General features: G+C 68.5%; 20 protein-coding genes and 1 tRNA gene. 3 read left to right on the top strand and 18 right to left on the bottom strand.

Features of this window, described 5'->3' with window-relative positions:
• Positions 1-148 precede the first annotated feature (148 nt).
• On the top strand, positions 149-1,465 hold the full coding sequence (locus ACSF8R_RS07180) for an MFS transporter (RefSeq protein ID WP_434811181.1): 1,317 nt from the start codon (positions 149-151) through the stop codon (positions 1,463-1,465).
• A gap of 9 nt (positions 1,466-1,474) precedes the next feature.
• On the opposite strand, the gene ACSF8R_RS07185 is transcribed toward ACSF8R_RS07180, so the two are convergent.
• From ACSF8R_RS07185 to polA, 6 genes are all read right to left on the bottom strand, one after another.
• On the bottom strand, positions 1,475-1,735 hold the full coding sequence (locus ACSF8R_RS07185; protein ID WP_434811182.1) for a DUF6458 family protein: 261 nt from the start codon (positions 1,733-1,735) through the stop codon (positions 1,475-1,477).
• 95 nt (positions 1,736-1,830) lie between these two features.
• Positions 1,831-2,595, bottom strand: a complete 765-nt coding sequence (locus ACSF8R_RS07190; protein WP_434811183.1) for an SGNH/GDSL hydrolase family protein — start codon at positions 2,593-2,595, stop codon at positions 1,831-1,833.
• A 30-nt stretch (positions 2,596-2,625) separates the two neighbouring features.
• Positions 2,626-3,969 (bottom strand): MFS transporter, encoded by a 1,344-nt coding sequence (locus tag ACSF8R_RS07195; protein WP_434811184.1) that lies wholly within the window; start codon positions 3,967-3,969, stop codon positions 2,626-2,628.
• Positions 3,970-3,978: 9 nt separating this feature from the next.
• Positions 3,979-5,025 carry an LLM class flavin-dependent oxidoreductase gene (locus tag ACSF8R_RS07200; protein WP_434811185.1) on the bottom strand — a complete coding sequence of 349 codons (1,047 nt, stop codon included), beginning with the start codon at positions 5,023-5,025 and terminating at the stop codon, positions 3,979-3,981.
• Between the two features lie 64 nt (positions 5,026-5,089).
• Positions 5,090-6,766, bottom strand: coding sequence for a DUF885 domain-containing protein (locus tag ACSF8R_RS07205; protein WP_434811186.1), 1,677 nt, complete (start codon positions 6,764-6,766; stop codon positions 5,090-5,092).
• Between the two features lie 64 nt (positions 6,767-6,830).
• Positions 6,831-9,464, bottom strand: a complete 2,634-nt coding sequence (polA, locus tag ACSF8R_RS07210; RefSeq protein ID WP_434811187.1) for a DNA polymerase I — start codon at positions 9,462-9,464, stop codon at positions 6,831-6,833.
• 50 nt (positions 9,465-9,514) lie between these two features.
• Here polA and ACSF8R_RS07215 point away from each other — a divergent pair, with 50 nt between their 5' ends.
• Positions 9,515-9,946 (top strand): hotdog fold thioesterase, encoded by a 432-nt coding sequence (locus ACSF8R_RS07215; protein WP_434811188.1) that lies wholly within the window; start codon positions 9,515-9,517, stop codon positions 9,944-9,946.
• 94 nt (positions 9,947-10,040) lie between these two features.
• Here the strand turns inward: ACSF8R_RS07215 and ACSF8R_RS07220 are convergent, their stop codons facing one another.
• A complete protein-coding gene (locus tag ACSF8R_RS07220) occupies positions 10,041-10,655 on the bottom strand; it encodes an ANTAR domain-containing response regulator (RefSeq protein ID WP_434811189.1) in 615 nt (204 codons plus the stop codon).
• A gap of 85 nt (positions 10,656-10,740) precedes the next feature.
• Here ACSF8R_RS07220 and ACSF8R_RS07225 point away from each other — a divergent pair.
• A tRNA-Leu gene (locus ACSF8R_RS07225) sits at positions 10,741-10,823 on the top strand.
• A gap of 70 nt (positions 10,824-10,893) precedes the next feature.
• On the opposite strand, the gene pyk is transcribed toward ACSF8R_RS07225, so the two are convergent.
• From pyk to hisF, 11 genes are all read right to left on the bottom strand, one after another.
• Positions 10,894-12,342 carry a pyruvate kinase gene (gene pyk / locus ACSF8R_RS07230; protein ID WP_434811190.1) on the bottom strand — a complete coding sequence of 483 codons (1,449 nt, stop codon included), beginning with the start codon at positions 12,340-12,342 and terminating at the stop codon, positions 10,894-10,896.
• A gap of 43 nt (positions 12,343-12,385) precedes the next feature.
• Complete coding sequence (locus ACSF8R_RS07235; protein WP_434811191.1) at positions 12,386-13,852, bottom strand: glutamate synthase subunit beta; 1,467 nt, start codon at positions 13,850-13,852, stop codon at positions 12,386-12,388.
• Positions 13,845-18,434 carry a glutamate synthase large subunit gene (gltB, locus tag ACSF8R_RS07240; protein WP_434811192.1) on the bottom strand — a complete coding sequence of 1,530 codons (4,590 nt, stop codon included), beginning with the start codon at positions 18,432-18,434 and terminating at the stop codon, positions 13,845-13,847. Before gltB ends, ACSF8R_RS07235 begins: the two co-directional genes overlap by 8 nt.
• Positions 18,435-18,490: 56 nt before the next feature.
• Positions 18,491-19,462 (bottom strand): prolipoprotein diacylglyceryl transferase, encoded by a 972-nt coding sequence (gene lgt / locus ACSF8R_RS07245; protein WP_434811193.1) that lies wholly within the window; start codon positions 19,460-19,462, stop codon positions 18,491-18,493.
• 36 nt (positions 19,463-19,498) lie between these two features.
• A complete protein-coding gene (trpA, locus tag ACSF8R_RS07250) occupies positions 19,499-20,281 on the bottom strand; it encodes a tryptophan synthase subunit alpha (RefSeq protein WP_434811194.1) in 783 nt (260 codons plus the stop codon).
• Positions 20,278-21,501 (bottom strand): tryptophan synthase subunit beta, encoded by a 1,224-nt coding sequence (trpB, locus tag ACSF8R_RS07255; protein ID WP_434811195.1) that lies wholly within the window; start codon positions 21,499-21,501, stop codon positions 20,278-20,280. The genes trpA and trpB overlap by 4 nt, the downstream gene beginning before the upstream one ends.
• The gene (gene trpC / locus ACSF8R_RS07260; protein ID WP_434811196.1) at positions 21,498-22,274 is read right to left on the bottom strand and encodes an indole-3-glycerol phosphate synthase TrpC; all 777 of its coding nucleotides are present in this window, start codon (positions 22,272-22,274) and stop codon (positions 21,498-21,500) included. Before trpC ends, trpB begins: the two co-directional genes overlap by 4 nt.
• A 2-nt stretch (positions 22,275-22,276) precedes the next feature.
• Positions 22,277-22,507, bottom strand: coding sequence for a DUF6704 family protein (locus ACSF8R_RS07265; RefSeq protein ID WP_434811197.1), 231 nt, complete (start codon positions 22,505-22,507; stop codon positions 22,277-22,279).
• A 78-nt stretch (positions 22,508-22,585) separates the two neighbouring features.
• Positions 22,586-23,176 carry a Trp biosynthesis-associated membrane protein gene (locus ACSF8R_RS07270; protein ID WP_434811198.1) on the bottom strand — a complete coding sequence of 197 codons (591 nt, stop codon included), beginning with the start codon at positions 23,174-23,176 and terminating at the stop codon, positions 22,586-22,588.
• Between the two features lie 34 nt (positions 23,177-23,210).
• On the bottom strand, positions 23,211-23,564 hold the full coding sequence (gene hisI, locus ACSF8R_RS07275) for a phosphoribosyl-AMP cyclohydrolase (RefSeq protein ID WP_434811199.1): 354 nt from the start codon (positions 23,562-23,564) through the stop codon (positions 23,211-23,213).
• Complete coding sequence (gene hisF, locus ACSF8R_RS07280; protein ID WP_434811200.1) at positions 23,561-24,322, bottom strand: imidazole glycerol phosphate synthase subunit HisF; 762 nt, start codon at positions 24,320-24,322, stop codon at positions 23,561-23,563. Before hisF ends, hisI begins: the two co-directional genes overlap by 4 nt.
• Position 24,323 lies beyond the last annotated feature (1 nt).

A 24,323-nucleotide genomic window follows, 5' to 3' on the forward strand; every position in this document is an offset into this window, starting at 1 on the left:
AGCACTGCGACGTGCGTCGCTGGTGCGTGCTGCGCCAGGCGCCTACGAGTTCTTCACGCCACTCGGACCTTTTCTTGATGTACTCGTTGTCGGCGAAGTCGGCGAAGAGAATTCTTTCGGCGGGTTCCCTCGGGCGTAACGTTGAGGGGTGACGCACACGGCAGGCCCCGGCATCCGTGCCTGGATCATCTGGGTCGTCGGTGTCGCCGCCTATGTGCTGGCGATCACCAACCGTTCGTCACTGTCGGCCGTCGGGGTCGACGCGGCGGAGCGGTTCACGGCGGATGCCGCCACCCTGTCGATGTTCGCCGTCGTGCAGCTGGCGATGTACGGCGGCATGCAGATCCCCGTCGGCGTGCTGCTGGACCGGTACGGGGCGCGACCGGTGATGACCATCGGCATGCTCGTGATGGCCCTGGGGCAGCTCACGATGGCGCTCTCGCCCAGCGTCGGGGTCGCGCTCGTCGCCCGCATGCTGCTCGGCGCGGGAGACGCCGCCATCTTTCCGGGAGTCCTGCGCCTCATCGCCACGTGGTTCCCCGCGCAGCGTGCGCCGGTCATGGTGCAACTGACCGGCATCGTCGGGCAGACCGGGCAGCTCATCGCCGTCATCCCGCTTGCCGCGCTCCTGCACGCGACGTCGTGGTCGATCACGTTCGGCTCGATCGCCGGACTCGGCGTGCTCTTCGCGATCCTCGTCGTCCTTCTTGTGCGCAACCACCCGCCCGAGGTCGCAGCCGACGTGTCGGTCAACACCGATACCGGCGCGATCCGCGTCGTGCGCTCTTCGGTCGACACCGGCGTGGGCATCCGAGCCGCCTGGGCGCATCCGGGCACCCGACTGGCGTTCTGGACGCACTTCACGACGCCGTTCGCGGGAACCGCGTTCGTGCTGCTGTGGGGCGTGCCGTTCCTCACCGCCGGTGAGGGACTCTCGCTCGCCGCAGCCGCCGGCGTCACCTCGGCGTACGTGCTGGTCGGCATGGTCATCGGCCCCGTGATGGGCGACCTGTCGCGCCGCATCCCCCATCTGCGCTCCAGGGCGCTCGTGCTGCCGGCGGTCGGCGTGCAGGCACTCGCGTGGCTGGTGGTCATCGTCTGGCCAACGGCTGCGCCGCTGTGGCTGCTGTACGCGCTCGCCGTCGCGCTGGCGATGGGTGGACCGGCCTCGATGATCGCGTTCGATCACGCTCGGACGCACAACCCCGCTCACCGGCTGAGCACGGCGACCGGAGTGACCAACGCCGGCGGCTTCCTCGCCGCGCTCATCGCGATCCTGCTGATCGGCCTCGCGCTCGACCTGCAGGGTGCGGGAACCCCCGACACGTATCGCCTCGAGGCGTTCCGGTGGGCGTTTCTCACCCAGCTTCCCCTCTGGGTGCTGGGCGGCGTGTTCATCGTCATCGAGCGCAAGCGGACGAGGATCCATATCGGCATGGATCCGCCGCGCCGCTCGCGCTCGTGACGGGGGCGCTCAGGCGACGGGAGGCTCGCCAGAGCTGCTGGTCGTGTTGCGCGTGACGCGCTCGCCTTCGACCGGGTCGACCGTGCGGGTGACGACTTCGGTCTGTCGACGACGGAAGAGGAAGACGAGGCCGATGAGGAACACGAGCGCTCCAGCGCCCATCATGATGTAGCCGATCATGTCGAGGTTGACGACGTCGGTCTCGACGTTGACGGCGAATACGAGGATCGCTCCGATGACGAACAGGGCGATGCCGGCTCCGATACTCATGTGCAGGACTCCTTCTCCGGGGGTCGGGATACGAGCATCCTGACGCATCGACGGGCGCGTGAGCGAGGCCCTTGACACCGACGATGGGGGTGTGTTTAGCCCGCCGAGGGCGCGATCGACACCCATTGCGGATGCTTCGCAGCTCTGCCGTCACCCGAAGACGTTCCGGTGAGACGGCGTCGAACCCAGGGGCCGAGGTGCTCGCGCACGTACGCGCCGCGACCCAGCCGAACCCATTCCGGAAGTTCCGGCAGCGACCACCACCCGTCGGGCACCCGCTCCCCCAACGCCTCCAGCACCCGTGCCGCCACGCGATGGTGTCCACGGGTGTTCATGTGCAACCGGTCGGCCGACCAGAACGACGGGTCGGTCAAGGTCGCATCGGGCCAGTTGAGTGCCATCACGACATCGTCCCGCCCGTGCACCCGGGCCACCACCGCACGCGAGAGCTCGTCGCCGCGACGTTGGATGACGCGGCTGAGTGGCAGCTGGCCGGACGGGTTCGCACCTGACAGGAGCACGAGCGTGACGCCCTCCTCGTCGCAGCGACGCAGCACGTGCGTGAACGCGTCCGCGATGCGACTGATGGGCGTGCGGGGCCGCAGCATGTCGTTGCCGCCCCCGTTGAACGACAGATGCGTCGGATGCAGGGCGAGCGCGCGTTCGAGCTGCTCCTCGACGATCGGCCAGACGAGCTTGCCCCGGATCGCGAGATTCGCGTACTCGATCGCCTCACCGCGGGAGGACGCCCAGCCGGTCGCGACGAGGTCCGCCCAGCCGCGCACGGTGCCGTCAGGCAGCTCGTCGCCGACGCCCTCGGTGAACGAGTCGCCGAGCGCGACGAAGCGGACCGGATCCATCGTTCCAGCCTAGCCGCGGTGCCGACGCGGTCAGCGCTCGTCGAGCGCCGCCCCGCGCCGGTCCACGAGCCCCCACGCGGCGGCGGCTCCGACGACGAAGAATACGGCGAACACGACGAACAGCAAGCCGATGCCTCCTATGCCGGTCAGCAGTGGAACGCTCAGTGGGGCGATGATCGACGCGATGCGGCCGACACCGGCCGCCCACCCTGAACCGGTTGCCCGCAGGGAGGTGGGATACATCTCGGGTGTGACGGCGTACAGCGTGCCCCACGCACCGAGGTTGAAGAACGACAGCGCCATGCCGCTGATGATGATCGTCGTCTGGTCGGTTGCCTGGCCGAACGCGATCGCTGCCGCAGCCGAGCCCACCAGGAACACCGACAGCGTGAGCCGCCGCCCCCACACCTCGATGAGCCATGCGGCGACGGCATACCCGGGCAGCTGCGCGAGCGTGATGATGAGCGTGAACTCGAACGTGCGCACCAGGTCGTAGCCCTGTTGGAACAGCAGCGTCGGGATCCAGATGAACGCGCCGTAGTAGGCGAAGTTCACGCAGAACCAGACGATCCACAGCGCCGCCGTGCGCACGGCGAATTCGCGCGACCAGAGCGCCGCGAGGCGTTGCCCGGCCGAGGAGGCGGCCGGTGGCGGCGTGTCCGCGATCACCTGCCGGCGCCGCGTGGCCGCGGTGAGCGACGCGGACTGCTCGAGGGTCGTGACGATCGCATCGGCCTCCGCGTGGCGACCTTGCCGTTCGAGCCAGCGCGGTGATTCGGGGAGCGCCCAGCGCACGACGAGCGCGTACACGGCTGGAAGCGCCCCGATCGCGAACGCCCACCGCCATCCCTCGGAGACGTTCGGGATGACGAAGTAGCCGACGAGCGCCGCGGCCGTCCAGCCGACGGCCCAGAACGCCTCGAGGATGACGATGAGCCGGCCGCGCATGCGTGCGGGCGCGAACTCGGAGACGTAGGTGCTGGCGACGGGCAGTTCGGCTCCGAGCCCGAGGCCGACGAGAAACCGCAGTACGAGCAGCGCGACGAGGCCGCCGACCAGGGCGCTCGCACCAGTGGCGACCCCGTAGACGAGCAGCGTGATCGCGAACACCGACCGCCGACCGAGTCGGTCGGCGAGCAGGCCGCCGAGACTTGCGCCCACGGCCATGCCGACGAAGCCGGCGCTCGCGATCCACGATGCCTGCTCGCCGGTGAGCGACCACTCCGACACGAGCGCGGCGATGATGAACGAGATGAGCCCGACATCCATCGCGTCGAGTGCCCAGCCGATGCCCGAGCCGGTGAGGACACGCAGGTGCCCACCCGTGAACGGCAGCGCGTCGAGGCGGGTCGCGACTCGGGTGGTCTGCGTCATGCCCTGATGCTACCGGTCCGACTCCGGTGCGTCGTGGAGGAGTTCCTGCACGAGCGGAGCGACGCGGGTGCCGAACAGTTCGATCGAGCGCAGCATGCGCGCGTGCGACAGCGTGCCGGTCGAGAACTTCATGTCGAAGCGATCGATATCGAGCGTGCGGACGGTGTCGACGATCTTGCGGGCGACGGTCTCGGGTGAGCCGACGTAGGCCGCCCCCTCGGGGCCGACATCCCGCTGGAACTGCATGCGGTTGTACGGACCCCAGCCGCGCTCGCGACCGATCACGTTGCGCATCTGCTCGAAGGCGGGATACGCCTCACTCCACGCCTGCTCGTCGGTGTCGGCGACATGCCCGGGCGAGTGCACTCCGATCGGCAGCGCGGCTTTGCCCGCGCGCGCCTGATGGAAGAGGTCTACGAACGGCTTGAACCGATGCGCAGGCCCGCCGATGATGGCGAGCATGAGGGCGTAGTCGTGCTCGGCAGCACGGATGACGGATTCGGGGCTGCCACCGACACCGACCCACGCGGGGAATCCGCCCTCGGTCTTGGGGAACACGTCGGCGGCGTCCAACGGTGCCCGTGTCGTGCCGGACCAGGTGACGGGACGCTCGGCACGCAGCTGCGAGAACAGCGCGAGCTTCTCGTCGAAGAGCACCTCGTAGTCGCGCAGGTCGAAGCCGAACAGCGGAAACGATTCGACGAACGAGCCGCGCCCCAGCGTGATCTCGGCGCGACCCGACGAGACGGCATCCAGCGTGGCGAAACGTTCGTACACGCGCACCGGGTCATCGCTCGACAGTACGGTCACCGCGGTGCCCAACCGGATGCTGCGGGTGCGCGCAGCGGCCGCGGCCAAGACGACCTCGGGGCTCGAAATCGCGAACTCGCGCCGGTGGTGCTCCCCCACACCGAACGCGTGCAGGCCGACCTCGTCGGCCACGACGGCCTGCTCGACCACGTCGCGGATCGCCTGCGCGTCGGAGACTCGGGTGCCGTCCTCGCGCAGTGTGATGTCGCCGAACGTGTCCAGTCCCAGCTGCACCGAAACGCCCATCGGCCGCCCCCTTTCCTCTGTCGAGGTCAACGAGCGGCCGACGGATGTATTCCCGTGGATGCGATCAGTGCTGCGCGAGCGCCATCCGCAGGGTGTCGAGCCCGACGCCACCGAGCTGCAGCGCCTTCATGTGGAAGGTCTTGAAGTCGAAGGCATCGCCCGCACGTTCGCGGTAGTCGTCGCGGATCTGCTCCCAGATGCGCTGGCCGACCTTGTACGACGGGGCCTGTCCCGGCCACCCCAGGTACCGGTTGACCTCGAACCGGACGAACTCGTCGGGCATGTTGACGTTGCGCCGCATGAACTCGAGCGCATAGTCCGCATCCCAGACGCCGTCGCCGTCGAGCTTCGGCTTGCCGAGGTGTACGCCGATGTCGAGCACGACCCGTGCCGCGCGCATGCGCTGACCGTCGAGCATGCCGAGGCGGTCGGCCGGGTCATCGAGGTAGCCGAGCTGCTCCATCAGTCGCTCGGCGTACAGCGCCCACCCCTCAGCGTGCCCCGACGATCCCGCGAGCAGGCGGCGCCATGAGTTCAGTTCGGCCCGGTTGTAGACGGCCTGCGCGATCTGCAGGTGGTGCCCCGGAATGCCCTCGTGGTAGACCGTTGTCAGCTCACGCCACGTGTCGAAGGTGTCGACGCCCTCGGGCACCGACCACCACATGCGACCCGGACGGGAGAAGTCGTCGGTCGGGCCGGTGTAGTAGATGCCGCCTTCTTGCGTCGGCGCGATCATGCACTGCAGGGTGCGGATCGGTTCGGGGATGTCGAAGTGGGAACGGCCGAGCTCTTCGACGGCACGGTCGCTCGTCTCCTGCATCCACCGCTGCAGGGCCTCGGTGCCGTGCAGTTTACGGCTCGCGTCGGTCTCGAGGAACGCGACAGCCTCCTCGACGGACGCGCCGGGCTTGATCTCGTCGGCGATGCGCTCCTGCTCGGCGACCATGCGGGCGAGCTCTTCGATGCCCCACTCGTACGTCTCGTCGAGGTCGATCTCTGCCCCGAGGAATCGGCGTGACTGCAGCGCGTACAGTTCGCGCCCGACGGCATCCTCCTCAGTCGCCGCGGCAGCAAGGTCCGATCCGAGGAACGCAGCGAGGCCGTCGTAGGCCACCCGAGCGGCATTGGCGTTGTCGGAGAGGTCGCGTGCCAGCGACGCGGGCAGGCCGCCCTCTGTGGGTGCAGCATTGCCGACGAAATCGGCGAAGAACCCGTTGTCGGCCGTGTAGCGGGCGATCTGATCGACCACTTCGGTGACTTGCCGGCGCGCGGGGGTCACACCCTGAGCGATGCCTTCGCGGAGGGTCTGGATGTACCCGTCGATCGCCGCCGGAACCGCAGCGAGGCGCATCGCGATGACCGACCAGTCCTCGACCGTGTCGGTCGGCATGAGGTCGAACGTCTCGCGCAGGGCCTGCGCGGGCGACGCGATGACGTTGACGTCGCGCAGGTGGTCGCCGGCCTCGTGCAGTTCGATGTCGAGGCGCAGTGTGCTCGCGAGATCTGCTTTCGTGACGACATCGACCTGGTCGACGGGCTCAGCCGCCTCCAGGGCCGCCAGCGCGGCCTTCGTGGCGGCCAGGCCACGCGCGGTGCCTTCCGGCGACAGGTCGTCGAGGCGCGCGTTGTGCTCGAAACGTCCGATGTAGGTCGCCAGCCCCGGTGAGAGCTCGGCGGCGGTGTCCACCCAGTCCTCGGCGATCTTGTCGATCGGCGTGGGGGTGCGCTGTTCGTTGGTCATCCCCCGAGCCTATGCGCTGGACCAGCTCCGGTGTGGGACCGCTTCCGCGCGGTGCCGACGCCCGTCAGTGCCCCGCGACATCCCAATCGCCGCCGCGCCCGATCTGCACGTCGAGCGGCACCGTGAGATCGGCGGCATCACCCATGCGCTCGCGCACGATGCCCTCCACCTCGTCCCACTCTCCCGCTGCGACTTCGACGACCAGTTCGTCGTGGATCTGCAACAGCACCCGCGAGGCCAACCCCTTGTCGACGAGTTCGTCGTGGATGCGGAACAGGGCGATCTTCATGATGTCGGCCGCGCTGCCCTGGATCGGGGCGTTCAGCGCCGCACGCTCGGCGTTCTCGCGCAGCACGCGGTTGGGGCTGCCGAGGTCGGGGAAGGGACGACGACGACCGAAGATCGTCTCGGTGTAGCCGTCGACGCGCGCCTGGGCGACGGACTCGCGCAGGTAATCGCGTACGGCACCGAACCGCGCGAAGTAGTCGAGCATGAGCTGCTTGGCCTCGGCCTGCTCGATGCGCAACTGCTTGGACAGCCCGAACGCCGACAGCCCGTAGACGAGCCCGTACGACATCGCTTTCACCTTCGTGCGCATCGCCGGGGTGACATCGGCCGGTTCGACCCCGAACACCCGCGAGCCGACGAAGCGGTGCAGGTCTTCACCGGAGTTGAACGCCTCGATCAGGCCCGGGTCCTCAGACAGATGCGCCATGATGCGCATCTCGATCTGCGAGTAATCCGCCGTCAGCAGCGTCTCGAACTGCTCGCCGACTTCGAACGCCGAGCGGATGCGGCGCGACTCCTCGTTGCGGATCGGGATGTTCTGCAGGTTGGGGTCGGTGCTCGACAGCCGCCCGGTCTGGCTGCCGGTCTGCACATACGTGGTGTGCACACGGCCATCGGCGGCGATGGCGACGTCGAGCGACTCGATGATCTGCCGCAGCTTCGTTGCTTCGCGGTGCTGCAGAAGCAGATTCAGGAAGGGATGCGGGTTCGACTCCTGCAGGTCGGCCAGCACGGCCGCATCGGTGGAGTATCCGGTCTTCGTCTTGCGGGTCTTGGGCAGCTCGAGCTGCTCGAACAGGACCTCCTGCAGCTGCTTGGGCGACCCGAGGTTCACCTCGCGGCCGATCGCGGAATACGCTTCCTGCGCGATCGTGTCGGCGCGCGCGGCGAGCTCAGTCGAGAACGACGACAGCTTCTCGTGCGAGACGGCGACACCGGCGAGCTCCATGTCGGCAAGAGTGTCGAGCGTCGGCAGTTCGATGTCGGTGAGCACGGTCGACACGGATGCCGGCAGTTCGGCGCGCAGGGCTTCGGCGACCCGCAGCACGTACCACGACAGTTGTCCCGGCGTCGCGCCCTCGGTTTCGGGCACGAGCTGCGTCGGATCTGCTTCAGGCAGCTTCTCGTCGAGGTAGCGGTCGACCAGGTCCCCGAGTCCCTTGTCGGGAAAGCTGGGGCGCAGCAGCCACCCCGCGAGCACGACGTCGCACGCGAGCCCGCGCAGGCGGATACCCGCTCGGCGCAGCGCCTTCACCTGGGTCTTCGCGTCGGCCAGCACCTTCGGGGCGTCGCCGGTGAGCCACGGGGTCAGCGCCGCGGCGACCTCGTCGGTCCAGGTCGCCTCGACCGCCGCATCCGGCGTCGCGAGCCCGATGCGCCCGGGCAGGCCGCCGTCGACAGTCAGGGTCACGCCGACATCGCCGGCCGCCGCCTCGACCCACGCCGCGAGGGCGACCGGGTCGGGTTCGGACGGTATCGGCGCCTGCTGCGCCGGCTCGCTGACGGACTCGGCGGGGTCGGCGCCCATCGCTTCGAACACACGCGGCAACAGGGTGCGGAACTCGAGTCGCGCGAAGATGTCGCGCACCGCCTGCGCGTCGATCGCCCGCATGGCGAGATCGGCGGGCGCCACTTCGAGCTCGACGTCGCGCAGCAAGGCGTTCAGCGCGCGGTTGCGGCGCACGTCGTCGAGGTGGTCGCGAAGATTGCCCCCGACGACGCCCTTGATCTCGTCGGCGCGCTCGAGCAGCGCATCGAGCGAACCGAACTGGGTGAGCCACTTCACCGCGGTCTTCTCGCCGACTTTCGGGACGCCGGGGAGGTTGTCGCTGGTCTCCCCCACGAGCGCCGCGATGTCGGGGTAGTTCTGCGGCGGCAGACCGTATTTCTCGACGACGGTGGCGGGCGTGTAGCGCTTGAGCTGGGAGACGCCCTGCACACTCGGGTAGAGCAGGGTCACGTCGTCGGTGACGAGCTGGATCGTGTCGCGGTCGCCCGAACACACGAGCACCTCGTAGCCCTGTTCGGCGCCCTGCGTCGCAAGGGTCGCGAGGATGTCGTCGGCCTCGAAGTCCTCCTTGGTGAGCACCGTGACGTTCATTGCGGCGAGGCAGTCCTGCAGCAGCGGGATCTGCCCCTTGAACTCGGCCGGCGACTCGGAGCGGTTCGCCTTGTACTCCGCATACTCACGCGTGCGGAACGACTGCCTCGAGGTGTCGAAGGCGACCGCCAGGTGCGTGGGCTGTTCGGCCTTGACGAGGTTCACGAACATCGACAGAAAGCCGTAGATGCCGTTCGTGTGCTGGCCGTCCTTGGTCGAGAAATTGTCGACCGGGAGGGCGAAGAACGCCCGGTACGCCAGCGAATGGCCGTCGACGACGAGAAGGGTAGGCTTTGCGGAGTCGCTCACCCGTCCAGCCTAACGAGGGTCGGCGACACCGCCCCCAGCGAAGAGGAACGATGACCGAGACTGCGCCCCCCGACGTCAACGGCATGGAATGGGCCGCGCAGCGGGGCATGGGTGCCCTCGCCGAGAAGATGGGCATGGCGTTCACCGAGTTCTCGGTCGAACGCTGTGTCGCGACGATGCCCGTCGAGGGCAACACGCAGCCCGTGGGCTTGTTCCACGGCGGCGCGTACGTGGTGCTCGGCGAGTCGCTCGGGTCGATGGCGGCGAACCTCCACGCCGGACCGGGCCGACTCGCTGTCGGCGTCGACATCAACGCGACCCACACGCGCTCAGCGACGTCGGGCATCGTCACGGGCGTCTGCACGCCCATCCACCTCGGCCGCAGCATGACCGTGCACGAGATCGTCGTGAGCGACGATCAGGGCCGGCGGTGCTCGACGATCCGCATCACGAACATGATCAAGGACATGCCCGCGCGCTGAGTGTTGAGGTTTCGATACACCGCGGCCTCGCCGCGGCACTCAACCTGAGTCGGCTCGCGTCAACGCCGCTTCGCGGCATCGACCCGCAGCCGACTCACTTCTTCGGCGAGAGCTGTTCGATGATCGCCTTGGCGACGTCCTGCATGGTCAGGCGGCGGTCCATCGACGCCTTCTGGATCCAGCGGAACGCCTCGGGCTCGGACAGGCCCATCTTCTCGTTCAGCAGCCCCTTGGCGCGATCGACCAGCTTGCGGGTCTCGAAGCGTTCGACCATGTCGGCGACTTCGGCCTCGAGCGTGATGATCTGCTCGTGGCGGGCCAGGGCGATCTCGATCGCGGGCAGCAGGTCGTTCGGCGTGAAGGGCTTGACGACATAGGCCAGGGCCCCAGCCTCGCTCGCGCGCTCGACGAGCTCCTTCTGGCTGAACGCCGTCAGCAGCACGACCGGTGCGATGTGGGCCTTCGACAGGCGCTCCGCGGCGCTGATGCCATCGAGGACGGGCATCTTCACGTCCATGATGACGAGGTCGGGGCGCAGCTCCGTTGCGAGCTGTACAGCCGTTTCGCCGTCACCGGCCTCGGCGACGACGTCGAAGCCGTTGTCGCGGAGGATCTCGACGATGTCGAGGCGGATCAGCGATTCGTCTTCCGCCACGACGACGCGACGCGGTGCGGCCGGTGCCGTGGGGGTCTGTTCCTGCTCAGTCACCCTTGAATCCTACGGCACGCGAAGAACCCGACGCGAAGCGTGTCCGAAGGTGCTCCCCCGCTGCGGTATCTTCGATGTGCACCACGCCGGTGTGGCGGAATGGCAGACGCGACCGACTCAAACTCGGTTGCCCGAAAGGGCGTGTGGGTTCGACTCCCACCACCGGCACGCGATCCCGCACGAACGCGGAAGGGGCGGATGCTGCACGATGCAGCATCCGCCCCTTCCGCGTCTGCGGTCAGTTGCCCGCCTGGTAGATGGGTGCCTTGCCGTACATGGCGTCGCCGAGCTTGTGGATGCGGATGTCGTTGGTCGAGCCGATGATCCCGGGAGGCGATCCCGAGATCACGACGACCTTGTCGCCTTCGGTGGCCAGGCCATTGCCGAGGAAGTAGTCGTCGACCTGCAAGAACATGAGGTCGGTGTGCGCGACCGGCTCCACGAGCGCTGAGCGGACGCCCCACGTGAGGGCCATGCGGCGACGGATCGCCGGGTCGGTCGCGAACGCCATCATGGGAATGCGAGGGCGCAGGCGCGACATCCGTCGTGCCGTGTCACCCGACTCGGTGAAGATGCAGATGTACTTCGCCTCGACGAACTCTGCGACCTCTTCTGCGGCGAGCGTAATGATGCCCGGCTGCGTGCGGGGCTTCGTGTTCAGCGGTGCGATGCGCTCGAGCCCGTGCTCTTCGGTGGACTCGATGATGCGCGCCATCGTGCTGACGACGACGGTCGGGTACTTTCCGACGCTCGTCTCGCCCGAGAGCATCACGGCGTCCGCGCCGTCGAGGACCGCGTTGGCCACGTCGCTCGTCTCGGCGCGCGTGGGGACGGGGTTCTCGATCATCGATTCGAGCATCTGCGTCGCGACGATGACGGGCTTCGCCATGCGGCGGCAGAGCTCGACCGCGCGCTTCTGCACGATCGGCACCGCCTCGAGGGGCAGCTCCACGCCGAGGTCGCCGCGAGCGACCATGATGCCGTCGAACGCATCGATGATCTCTTCGAGCGCATCGACGGCCTGCGGCTTCTCGATCTTGGCGATGACGGGGACCTTGCGCCCCTCCTCCGCCATGATCTCGTGCACGCGCGTCACGTCTTCGGCGTTGCGCACGAAAGACAAGGCGATGATGTCGGCACCGGCGCGAAGGCCCCAGCGCAGGTCCGCCTCGTCCTTCTCGCTGAGGGCGGGAACGTTGACGGCGACACCGGGCAGGTTGATGCCCTTGTTGTCGGACACCGGGCCGGCGACGATGCATTCCGTCGTGACGACGTTGCCCTCGACCGACGTCACCTGGACGCGCACCTTGCCGTCGTCGATGAGCAGGAAGTCGCCCGCCTTGACATCGCCCGGAAGGCCCTTGAACGTCGTCGAGACGATGTCCTTCGTGCCGAGGATGTCATCGGTGGTGATCCTGAGCACGTCGCCGACCGCGAGCTCATGCGGGCCGTTCTCGAACTTGCCGAGGCGGATCTTCGGTCCCTGCAGGTCGACGAGGATGGCCACCGGGCGTCCGGCGTCGTCAGCCGCCTTGCGCACGTTGGCGAAGTTGCTGTCGTGCACGGAATAGTCTCCGTGGCTGAGGTTGAACCGCGCCACATCCACACCGGCGTCGATGATCGCGCGGACCATCTCGTAGGTGGAAGTGGCGGGGCCGAGGGTGGCGACGATCTTCGCGCGTCTCACGTATCTGACTCCGGTCTTGGGTTATCGGGGATTGGTTCTCACCCTACGCGGGCAGCAGACCGATGGCGATGTCGGTCGGGCGCACCGGTGAGGGAAGCATGGTCTGGCCCATGAGGTACTCGTCGACCGCTGCGGCGGCTGCGCGGCCCTCGGCGATCGCCCACACGATGAGCGACTGTCCGCGCCCGGCGTCACCGGCCACGAACACGCCGGGAGCGGTCGTCTGATAGTCGTCGGCGCGCTCGACGGTGCCGCGTCCGGTGAACACGGCACCGAGCTGCTCCTCGAGCGCGGTGCGCTCGGGGCCGGTGAAGCCCATCGCGATCAGCACCAGATCAGCGGGGATCTCTCGCTCCGTGCCGCTCTTGGGCACGCGGCGGCCGTCGATGTACTCGGTTTCGGCAACGCGCAGGGCACGCACCTCTCCGGCATCGTTGGCGAGGAACTCGACGGTCGACGCCAGGTAGGCCCGCTCGCCGCCTTCCTCGTGCGCGGACTGCACTTCGAACACCGTCGGGGCCATGGGCCACGGCTGGTGTTCGGGACGCTCGTGCGGCGGCTGCTTGCCGATGGCGAGGTTCGTCACGCTCAGCGCGCCGTGGCGGTGGGCCGTGCCGATGCAGTCGGCGCCGGTGTCGCCGCCGCCGATCACGACGACGTGCTTGCCTTCGGCGTGGATCTGGTGGGGAACCTGGTCCCCCGCGACGGCCTTGTTCGATTCGACGAGGTACTCCATCGCGAAGTGCACGCCGGCGAGGTCGCGGCCCGGGATCGCCAGGTCGCGCGGCAGCGTCGCGCCGGTGGCCACCACGACGGCGTCGTACCGGGCGCGCAGGTCGCTCCACGAGATGTCGCGGCCGATCTCGACGCCGGCGCGGAAGCGGGTGCCCTCGCCCTGCATCTGACGAAGACGCGTCTCGAGGTGGCGCTTCTCCATCTTGAAATCGGGGATGCCGTAGCGCAGCAGACCGCCGATGCGGTCGTCGCGCTCGAAGACGGCGACCGTATGGCCTGCGCGCGTCAGCTGCTGTGCGGCCGCGAGCCCCGCGGGTCCGGATCCGACGACGGCGACCGTCTTGCCGGTGAGGCGCTCCGGCGGCTCGGGCTCGACCCAGCCATTGGCGAACGCCTCGTCGATCGTCGAGACCTCGATCTGCTTGATCGTGACGGCAGGCTGGTTGATGCCGAGCACGCACGAGCTCTCGCACGGTGCCGGGCAGAGCCGCCCGGTGAACTCCGGGAAGTTGTTCGTCGCGTGCAGGCGCTCGATCGCGGCCCGACCTTCGCCGCGCCAGGTCAGGTCGTTCCACTCCGGGATGAGGTTTCCGAGCGGGCAGCCCTGGTGACAGAACGGCACGCCGCAGTCCATGCAGCGTCCAGCCTGACGGCGCAGGACGGCAGTGTCGCCCGGCTCGTAGACCTCTTTCCAGTCCATGATGCGTACGGGCACGGGGCGGCGGGCGGGCAGCTCGCGCTCCGTCGTCTTGAGGAAGCCCTTCGGGTCAGCCACCGGTCACCTCCAGGATGCGGGTCCAGACGACGTCGCCGTCGGGGTCGAGCCCCTCGGCGACTGCGTTCTGGCGGGTCTGCAGCACCGCTGCGTAATCGCGCGGCAGGACACGGACGAAATTCGCGGCCTCGGCCTCGAAGTCGTCCAGCAGCTGGGCGGCAAGCGCCGAGCCGGTTTCGGTACGGTGCTGCTCGAGGAGGTCGCGCAGCATCTCGACGTCGCCGGAGCCCATCTCGAGCAGCTCGAGCTCGCCACTGGCGAGGGCCTCGCGGTTCACGAGATCGCGGTCCAGCTTGTAGATGTAGGCCGAGCCTCCCGACATACCGGCACCGAGGTTGCGACCCGTCGTGCCGAGAATGACGGCCAGTCCCCCGGTCATGTACTCCAGTGCGTGATCGCCGACGCCCTCGACGACGGCGGTGGCACCCGAGTTGCGCACCAGGAAGCGCTCGCCGACGACGCCGCGCAGGAACATCGTTCCCTGGGTTGCGCCGTAGCCGATGACGTTGCCGGCGATGACGTTCTTCGAGGCGTCGAAGCTCGCATCGCGCGGCGGACGCACCACGATCTGTCCGCCCGAGAGCCCCTTGCCGACGTAGTCGTTCGAGTCGCCTTCTAGGCGCAGCGTGATGCCTGCGGGCAGGAAGGCTCCGAAGGACTGACCGGCCGAACCCGTCAGGTTCACTTCGATCGACCCCGCGGGCAGCCCGTTCTCACCGTGGGCGAGGGTCACCTTGTTGCCGAGCATCGTCCCGACCGCACGTGCGGTGTTGCGCACCGGCAGGTCGATCGACACGTGTCCGCCGTGCGCGACCACGTCCTGTGCGCGCTCGATGAGCTGCACGTCGAAGTGCTCGTGGAGTTCGTGGTCCTGCGCGCGCATGTTGCGACGCGGGACGTCGGCAGCGAAGGCGGGGCCGCGAAGGATCGGGCCGAGGTCGAGCCCGCTGGCCTTCCAGTGATCGATCGCGCCGTTCACGTCGAGCAGCTCACTGTGACCGATCGCCTCGTCGAGCGAACGGAAGCCCAGCTCGGCGAGATACTCGCGCACCTCTTGCGCGATGAACTCCATGAAGTTCACGACGAACTCCGGCTTGCCGGTGAAGCGGCTGCGCAGCACGGGGTTCTGGGTCGCGACGCCGACCGGGCAGGTGTCGAGGTGGCAGACACGCATCATGATGCAGCCCTCCACGACGAGGGCCGTGGTGGCGAAGCCGAACTCCTCGGCGCCCAGGAGCGCGGCGACGATGACGTCGCGCCCCGTCTTCAACTGCCCGTCGGCCTGCACCACGACGCGGTCGCGCATGTCGTTGAGCATGAGCGTCTGCTGCGTCTCGGCCAGACCCAGCTCCCACGGGGTGCCGGCGTGCTTGAGCGAGTTCAAGGGGCTCGCACCCGTGCCGCCGTCGTGCCCCGAGACCAGGATGACGTCGGCCAGGGCCTTCGCAGTGCCCGCCGCGACCGCGCCGATCCCGGACTGGCTCACGAGCTTCACGTGCACACGAGCCGCGGGGTTCGCGCGCTTGAGGTCGAAGATCAGCTGCTTGAGGTCTTCGATCGAGTAGATGTCGTGGTGCGGCGGCGGCGAGATGAGTCCGACACCGGGTGTGCCGCCACGGGTGCGGGCGATCCACGGGTACACCTTTGCGGGCGGCAGCTGACCGCCCTCGCCGGGCTTGGCGCCCTGGGCGAGCTTGATCTGGATGTCGTCCGCGTGCGTGAGGTACATGCTGGTCACACCGAAGCGTCCAGACGCGACCTGCTTGATCGCACTGCGACGCTCGGGGTCGAGCAGACGGTCGACGTCCTCGCCGCCCTCGCCGGTGTTCGACTTCGCGCCCAGACGGTTCATCGCGATGGCGAGCGTCTCGTGCGCTTCCTTCGAGATGGAGCCGTAGCTCATCGCGCCGGTCGAGAATCGCTTGACGATCGAGGCGACCGACTCGACCTCGTCGATCGGCACGGCCCGGCGCTCCTCGGTGCGCAGCTTGAACAGCCCGCGCAGCGTCTTCAGCTCGGCGGCCTGGTCGTCGACCAACCGCGTGTACTCGCGGAAGATGTCGTATCGACGGTTGCGCGTGGAGTGCTGCAGCCGGAAGACCGTCTCCGGGTTGAACAGGTGCGGAGCACCGTCGCGGCGCCACTGGTATTCGCCACCCGTCCAGAGGCGCTCGTGCGCGCGGGCCGCGGCATCCTCGGGGTAGGCGAAGTCGTGGCGCTTCTGGTTCTCGGCGGCGACCGCCTCGATGCCGATGCCGCCGAGCTTGGTCTCGGTGCCGGTGAAGTAGGTGTCGATGAACTCCTGCGAGAGGCCGACGGCCTCGAACACCTGCGCACCCGCGTACGACGACACGGTCGAGATGCCCATTTTCGACATGATCTTCAGCACGCCCTTGCCGAGAGCGTAGATCAGGTTCTTGACGGCCTTCTCAGGCGCGATGCCGGTGATGAACCCGGCGCGCACGAGATACTCGACGGTCTCCATCGCGAGGTACGGGTTGACCGCCGAGGCGCCATAGCCGAGCAGCGTCGCGACGTGGTGCACTTCGCGCACGTCACCGGCCTCGACCACGAGCCCGACCTTCATCCGGTTCTCGTTGCGGATGAGGTGGTGGTGGATCGCGGACAGCATGAGCAGCGACGGGATCGGGACCAGGTCCTTGTTCGAGTCGCGGTCACTGAGGATCACGAACTCCGCGCCCGCCTCGATCGCGGTGTCGACCTCGGCGCACATCTGCTCAAGGCGGTCGCGCATGGCGTCGGGTCCCGCCTCGAACGGGTACAGGCCACGGATCGTCACCGAGCGGCGGCCGGGCAGCAGCTTGTCGATGTTCTGCAGCTTGGCGAGCTCGTCGTTGTCGATCACCGGGAAGTCGAGCGTGATCGTCCGCGTGTGGTCCGGGCCCCACGTCAACAGGTTGCGCTCGGGGCCGAGGCCCAGCGCGAGGGACGTCACGACCTCTTCGCGGATCGAGTCCAGGGGTGGGTTGGTGACCTGCGCGAACTGCTGGATGAAGTAGTCGAACAGGAGGCGCGGCCGCTCGCTGAGCGCGGCGATCGGCGTGTCGGAACCCATCGCGCCCAGGGGCTCGGCGCCGGTCTGACCCATCGGGGTCAGGAGGATCCTCACTTCTTCCTCGGTGTAGCCGAACGTGCGCTGACGGCGGGTGATCGAGGCGATCGGGTGCACGATGTGCTCGCGCTCGGGCAGGTCGCGCAGCTGCACCCGGCCCTCGTCGAGCCACTCCTGCCACGGCTCCTGCGCAGCGAGCTGCGCCTTGATCTCTTCGTCTTCGATGAGTCGACCCTGTGCCGTGTCGACGAGGAACATGCGGCCCGGACGCAGGCGGCCGCGGCGCTTGATGCGCTCGGGCTCGAAGTCGAGCACGCCCGTCTCCGAGCCGATGACGACCAGACCGTCGGTCGTCTCGGTCCAGCGCCCGGGACGCAGACCGTTGCGGTCGAGCGTCGCGCCGACAAGGGTTCCGTCGGTGAAGATGAGGGCGGCAGGACCGTCCCACGGCTCCATCTGCATCGAGTGGTACTCGTAGAACGCCCGCAGGTCGGGTGCGATGTCGGCCTGCTTCTCGTAGGCCTCGGGCACCATCATCATGATTGCGTGGGGCAGGCTGCGACCGGTGAGGGTGAGCAGCTCGAGCACCTCGTCGAACGACGCCGAGTCGCTTGCACCGTCGGTGCAGATCGGGAACAGCTGACGGATGTCGCCCAGGTTCTCTGCCTCGAGCTGCGACTGGCGCGCCCGCATCCAGTTGCGGTTGCCGTTGACGGTGTTGATCTCGCCGTTGTGGGCGAGCATGCGCAGCGGCTGTGCGAGCGGCCACGAGGGGAAGGTGTTGGTCGAGTAGCGCGAGTGCACGACGGCGAGTTCGGTCGTGAAACGCTCGTCCTGCAGGTCGGGGTAGAACGGCTCGAGTTGCAGCGTCGTGACCATGCCCTTGTAGCCGATCGTGCGGCACGACAGCGACACGAAGTACGCGTCGAGTTCGTGCTGCGCGCGCTTGCGAAGGCGGTAGGCGCGGCGGTCGAGGTCGATCCCCGACAGCGCGGCGTTGCCGCCGGAAGCCGGGTGCGAGAGGAACACCTGCTCGAACGCGGGCCGCGCGTCGAATGCGAGCTTGCCGAGGTGCTCGTCCGCCGTCGGCACGGCACGCCAACCGAGCACGGTGAGGCCCTCGGTGGCGGCGAGGTCGGCGATGCGGTCCTTCAGCGTGCGACGCGCATCGGCATCCAGGGGGAGGAAGGCGAGCCCCGCCGCGTACTCCCCCACCGGTGGCAGGTCGAACTCGACGACTGCGCGGAAGAAGTCGTCGGGCATCTGCGTGAGAATGCCCGCACCGTCGCCCGTACCGGCATCCGAGCCGATCGCGCCGCGGTGCTCGAGGTTTCGCAGCGCGGTCAGGGCGAGGTCGACGATGTCGTGACCCGCCTCGCCGCGTAGCGTGGCGACCATTGCGAGACCACACGCGTCCTTCTCGAACGCGGGGTTGTACATGCCCTGCTTGGGCGGGAACGCACCTCCGACTCGGGTGTCGGCGGCGGTGGAACGGGGGCTCGAAGGCATACCTGACCGTCCTCCTGGAGAAGCTCAAGTGGGACGACGTCGGCCCGAGATGTTCTTTATTTGGCGGCGATGGCGCTTGTGGCTTGCCCGTCGCTGACTTCGGATGCCGGGGGTGCGCTCACATCCACGAAGTCATCGGTGTCCTGCGATTGTACAGCCCCGTCGCCGGACCATTCGCGCCCAGTGACGTAGGGCGAGGGCTCGTCGCCGAGATGACGGCGCTTCTGCACGATCATGATGACCAGTCCGAACACGACGCCGAAGATCGCCGCCCACACGTTGGTGCGCAGCCCGAAGAACACCTCGCTGGGGTCGATGCGGATCGATTCCCACACGATGCGGCCGGCGCTGTACCAGACCAGGTAGAGGCCGAACAGGCGTCCCCACTGCAGGCGGAAACGCCGCGCGGCCCACAGCAGCACGAGCACGCCGAGCGTGTTCCAAACGACTTCGTACAGGAATGTCGGGTGGAACAGGGTGTCTTCGGCGAGCCCCGGCGGGAAGGCGCCGTTGTCGGGGTCGATCTCGAGACCCCACGGCAGGTCGGTGGGCAGGCCGAACAGCTCCTGGTTGAACCAGTTGCCGAAGCGGCCGATCGCCTGCGCCAGCAGCAGGCCGGGAGCCAGGGCGTCGGCGAAGGACCAGAAACGGATGCCGGTCCAACGGCAGCCGAGCCACGCGCCCACCGCGCCGCCGATCAGCGATCCGAAGATCGCGATACCGCCCTCCCAGATGTAGAACACCGCGAGCGGGTCCTTGCCCTCGCCGAAATAGAACCCCGGGTGGGTCAGTACGTGGAAGATCCGAGCCCCGATGATCGCCAGCGGCACGGCCAGCAGGGCGATGTCGATGACCACCCACGGCTCGGCGCCGCGCTTGGTGAGCCGGTGGTTCGTCCACAGCGCCGCCACGATGATGCCCGTCATGATGCACAGCGCGTAGATGTGGATCGTGAGCGGGCCGATCTGGAAGCTGCTGATGTCGGGGCTCGGGATGCTGGCGACGACGTCGAGGGCGGAGAAAGTCACGACCGCGAGTCTACTTCGCCCCGCACCCGCGTTGCGTCAGCGGGTGGTGCCGGCGGCGATGGCGCGGGTCGTGGCGGCGAGGCCGTCGAGCCCGCCGTCGCGCAGCGCGCGCACGAGCGCGGTACCCACGATCGCACCGTCGGCGTAGTCGAGGAGATCCGCGACCTGCTCCGCGGAGGAGATGCCGATGCCGACGCACGCGTGCTCGGCGCCGTGCTCGCGCAGGCGTGCCACGAGTGTGCGGGCTGCGGCATCCAACTGCGCCCGCTCCCCCGTGATGCCCATCGTGGAGACCGTGTACACGAAGCCCGTGGACTGCTGCACGATCATCTCGAGCCGGTCGTCGGTCGACGTCGGCGCGGCCAGGAAGACGCGGTCGAGCCCCGTGCGTTCGGAGGCGGCGATCCACTCGCTCGCGGCATCAGGGGTGATGTCGGGTGTGATGAGCCCTGCTCCCCCGGCGGCGGCGAGGTCATCGGCGTATCGGTCGACGCCGTACTGCGTGACGGGGTTCCAGTACGTCATGACGAGGATGGGCACGTCGACGCGTGCCGCGATCTCGCGCACTGCGGTGAAGGTGTCGCGCAGTCGGAATCCGCCCGCCAGGGCAGCCTGGGTGGCTTCTTGGATGACCAGGCCGTCCATGACCGGATCCGAGTACGGCGGGCCGAGCTCGAGCACGTCGACGCCGTTCTCGGCGAGGGTCACGGCCGCATCGATGCTCGTCTGCAGGTCGGGGTAGCCGATCGGGAGGTAGCCGATGAATGCGCCGCGCCCTTCGGCGCGGGCCCGGTCGATCGCGTCAGCGACGCGGCTCATCCCTGCGCTCCCTCGTCGTCACCGGGTTCGTCATACAGGCCGAACCACTTCGCGGCGGTGTCCATGTCCTTGTCGCCGCGGCCCGACAGGCTCACGGCGATCACGGCGTCGGGGCCCAGTTCGCGCGCCAGACGCAGCGCGCCGGCCAATGCGTGCGCGGACTCGATCGCGGGGATGATGCCCTCGGTGCGGCTCAGCAGCCGAAGCGCGTCCATGGCCTCGGTGTCGGTCGCCGGAATGTACTCGGCGCGGCCGATGTCGGCGAGCCAGGCGTGCTCGGGACCGACCCCTGGATAGTCGAGCCCTGCCGAGATCGAGTGCGACTCGACCGTCTGACCGTCCTCGTCCTGCAGGACGTATGTCTTCGCGCCGTGCAGCACGCCGGGTCGGCCACGCTCGATGGATGCCGCGTGCTTCGGCGTGTCGACGCCGTCGCCGGCGGCTTCGACGCCGTACAGCTTCACCCCCGGGTCGTCGAGGAACGCATCGAACATGCCGATCGCGTTCGATCCGCCGCCGACGCAGGCGACGACGACGTCGGGCAGTTTGCCGGTCTCGTCGAGCAGCTGCCGGCGCGCTTCCTCGCTGATGACCTTCTGGAAGTCGCGGACCATCGCGGGGAACGGGTGCGGTCCTGCGGCCGTGCCGAAGATGTAGTTCGTCGACTCGACCGTCGCCACCCAGTCTCGGTAGGCGTCGTTGATCGCATCCTTGAGGGTGCGCGACCCCGTCGTCACGGGGATCACCTCGGCACCCAGCAATCGCATGCGCGCGACATTCAGGGCCTGTCGCTGCGTGTCGACCTCGCCCATGTAGACGGTGCAGTCGAACCCGAACAGGGCCGCCGCTGTCGCGGTCGCGACACCGTGCTGGCCGGCACCGGTCTCGGCGATCACGCGTGTCTTGCCGAGGCGCTTGGTCAGCAGCGCCTGCCCGATGACGTTGTTGATCTTGTGCGAGCCCGTGTGGTTGAGATCTTCGCGCTTGAGGAAGATGCGTGCACCCCCGGCGTGCGCGGCGAAGCGCGGCACCTCGGTGAGCGCGGATGGTCGACCTGCGTACGTGTTCAGCAGACGGGTGAATTCGGCCTGGAACGCCGGATCGGCCTTGGCGGACTCGTACTCCGCCGTGAGTTCGTCGATCGCGGCGATGAGGGATTCGGGCATGTAGCGCCCACCGAACTCGCCGAAGAAAGGGCCTGCGGCCTCACGAAGACTCATGCGCCCGCCTCCAGGAAGTTCGTCAGCGTCGCGACGGGATCACCCGTCACGAGTGCTTCACCGATCAGGACGACATCGGCCCCGGCCGCTCGATAGTGGCCAACGTCGGCCGGCGTGAGGACGGCCGACTCCGCGATCTTCACGGCATCTGCCGGAATGTGCTCGGCGAGTCGTCCGAACAGGTCGCGATCCAGCTCGAACGTCGACAGGTCTCGGGCGTTCACGCCGACCAGACGTGCCCCGATGTCAGCGGCCCGGTGGACTTCGTCGAGGGAGTGCGTCTCAACGAGGGGCGTCATGCCCAGCTCGAGCACGAGTTCGTGCAACTCGGCCAGCAGTGGCTGCTCGAGCGCCGCGACGATCAACAGCACGAGGTCGGCCCCCGAGGCGCGCGCCTCGAACACCTGGTACGGCGTGGCGATGAAGTCTTTGCGCAGCACCGGCAGTGAGACCGATGCCTTGACGGCTTCGAGGTCGGCGAGCGAACCCTTGAATCGGCGACCCTCGGTCAGCACCGAGATGGCGGACGCGCCACCGGTCTCGTACAACCCTGCTTGGTGGGCCGGGTCGGGGATGTCGGCGAGGTCACCGCGCGACGGACTCGCGCGCTTGACCTCGGCGATGATCTTCACGCGGTCGGCAGGTGCGAGGGCGGCGAGGGCGTCGCGAGCGGCCGGCTGAGCGAGCGCGAGCTGCTCCACGGTCGCCAGCGGACGCGTGCGCGCACGCGTTTCGGCATCCTCCACCGCGCCGGCTGTCAGTCCGGCGAGCATGATCAGTGCTCTTTCGGCGTGTACTTGGGCCCGTTCACGCCGTAGCCGGCGCGCGCGAGCGCCCAGCCGACGATCGCGCCGACGAGCAGCAGCCCGCCGGAGACCCAGACCAGCACCGGCAGGTCGAGCCAGTAGAAGAGGGTGCCGAGAGCAACCGCCACGAGCATGATGATCACGGCCGTCCACGCGGCGGGGCTGTGTCCGTGGCCGGGGTCACCGATGGGGTTGCTCATGTCTCTCCTTCGCGATCGGGCGCTGGTCCCAGTCTAGCGGGGCGCGTCGGCCGGTTCCGAACCCGCGCGCTGCCGCGTTCATGTCGTCGGGTCGGTGCCCCGCGACAGGTCGTCCCAGTCGTCGATTGCGTCGTGCGGACGCGACCCCGCGGGAGCCGTCGCCGTCGCGTCGTACCGTCGCCCGCCGCTGCCCCAGCTGCGGGCGGTCGCGAGCGTCCATACGCCACCGGTGGCCACAAGGATGCCGCTGATGAGCGCCGCGACCGGCCAGCCGGTGACAGCGACATGATCGACCAGACTCGCGATCGCGTCGACGCCGCCGAGGCCGGTCGCCTCCGTCACCGCCGTCGCGTACGCGCCGAGGGGCGCCGGCAGGGCGGAGGCAGCCGCCGCGGTCAGTCCGATCCCGAGGGCCACGGCGACCACGCCGAAGATGTACCGCAGCACGCGTCCGACGATCGTCAGGGCGAGTCCCAACGCGAGCGCCGCAAGACTCAACGGTGCAAACAGCGCGACGGCATCCGATCCGACGACCTCGAGCGTGTCGGCATTCCCGTCTGCGAGTGTCACCAGCATCCACGGTTGCGTCGATGCGAGCAGGCTGGAGATGCCGCCCACGAGCACGGCGAGGACGCCGGTCGCGCGGGCCCGTCGCAACAGACGGTTCATTTCGCCTCCGTAGCGGCGAGAGAGGTGCGAGCGCTCACGCGGTGCCCGTCACCGGGTGCAGGTCGTCGGCGTCGAAGCACGTGCGGTCGCCGGTGTGGCAGGCGGCGCCCACCTGGTCCACGCTGATCAGCAGCGTGTCGCCGTCGCAGTCCAGGCGAGCGCCCTTGACGAACTGCATGTGCCCCGACGTGTCGCCCTTGCGCCAGTACTCCTGACGCGACCGCGACCAGAACGTGACGCGGCCGGAGGTGAGTGTGCGACGAAGGGCCTCGGCATCCATCCAGCCGAGCATGAGCACCTCGCCGGTGTCGTGCTGCTGGATGACGGCCGGCACCAGACCGTCGTCATTGAAGCGCACGCGTGCGATGCGGGGGTCGTCGAGGGTCATCGCACGTCGATCCCGTCGGTCTTCAGCGCCGCTTTCACGTCGCCGATCGTGAGCTGTCCGCTGTGGAACACGGATGCCGCGAGCACGGCGTCGGCGCCCGCGTGGATCGCGGGAGCGAAGTGCTCGGCCGAACCTGCGCCGCCCGACGCGATGACGGGCACGCTCGAGAGCTCCCGCATGAGTCCGACCAGCTCGAGGTCGAAGCCGTCCTTGGTGCCGTCCGCGTCGATGGAGTTGACGAGCAGTTCGCCCGCGCCGCGCTCGATCGCCTCGCGCGCCCACTCGAGCGCGTCGAGTGTCGTGGCCGTGCGGCCACCGTGGGTCGTGACGACGAAACCCGACGGTGTTCCCGGTGCCCGCTTCACGTCGAGTGAGAGGACGAGCACTTGTGATCCGAAACGGTCTGCGATCTCGCCGAGCAGGTCGGGTCGTGCGATGGCGGCGGAATTCACGCCGACCTTGTCAGCGCCGACCCCGAGCAGGCGCGCGACGTCGTCGGTCGTACGCACCCCTCCTCCGACCGTGAGCGGGATGAACACCTCTTCGGCCGTGCGCCGGACGACGTCGTAGGTCGTGGCGCGGTCATCGACCGTCGCGGTCACATCGAGGAAGGTCAGCTCGTCGGCACCCTGCGCGTAGTACAGACGGGCGAGGTCGACAGGGTCACCCATGTCGCGCAGGTTCGCGAAGTTGACGCCCTTCACGACGCGGCCGTCGGCCACGTCGAGGCATGGGATCACACGGCACACGAGGGCCATG

Origin of the sequence: Microbacterium sp. bgisy189 (assembly GCF_965345345.1) — a bacterium.
GTDB lineage: Bacteria > Actinomycetota > Actinomycetes > Actinomycetales > Microbacteriaceae > Microbacterium.